The organism is Streptomyces sp. WG5 (assembly GCF_049974565.1).
In the GTDB taxonomy this organism is placed as follows: domain Bacteria; phylum Actinomycetota; class Actinomycetes; order Streptomycetales; family Streptomycetaceae; genus Streptomyces.
The window spans coordinates 1-595 of sequence record NZ_JBNGGC010000178.1; the positions used below are offsets into that span (position 1 = coordinate 1).

A 595-nucleotide genomic window follows, 5' to 3' on the forward strand; every position below is an offset into this window, starting at 1 on the left:
ATGCGGCGCGTCAGGCTCGAGAACGACAATGCGAAGAAGAACTGGCCGGCGCGGCGCAGCCAGCCGAGCGGGCGGCGCCAGCCCTTGTCCCGCGCCACCTCGTCGGCCACGGCTTCCTGATCGAGGAGCAGTGACGCGTCCTCGGTATTCAGTCCCTGCTCGAGCTGCGTTCGATCAAGCACAGGCGAAAGCTGCCGGTTGGTTTGGATGTCGTCCCGCGAAGCAGGCGGTGGCCCAAGCTTACCCCAGCCGTGCGGGCCCTGTCAGTTAACAAGCCGCCCGGGAGGCGCAGATCAGGCTTCCTTGAAGCGATAGCCGACGCCGTACAGCGTCTCGATCATCTCGAAGTCGTCGTCGGCCGCCTTGAACTTCTTGCGCAGGCGCTTGATGTGGCTGTCGATGGTGCGGTCGTCGACATAGACCTGGTCGTCATAGGCCGCATCCATCAGCGCGTTGCGGCTTTTCACCACGCCGGGCCGCGTGGCCAGCGCCTGAAGGATCAGGAATTCGGTGACGGTGAGCGTCACCGGCTCGTTCTTCCAGGTGCAGGTGTGCCGCTCGGGGTCCATGCGCAGCAGACCGCGCTCGAGCGCCT

General features: G+C 65.4%; 2 protein-coding genes. Both read right to left on the minus strand.

What is annotated here, in order from left to right:
* On the minus strand, positions 1-182 hold a 182-nt coding region (locus tag ACP4IX_RS36490), incomplete at its 3' end, for a hypothetical protein (protein ID WP_426558974.1).
* A 111-nt stretch (positions 183-293) separates the two neighbouring features.
* Positions 294-595: winged helix-turn-helix domain-containing protein (locus ACP4IX_RS36495; RefSeq protein WP_426558976.1), on the minus strand; the 302-nt coding region annotated here is incomplete at its 5' end.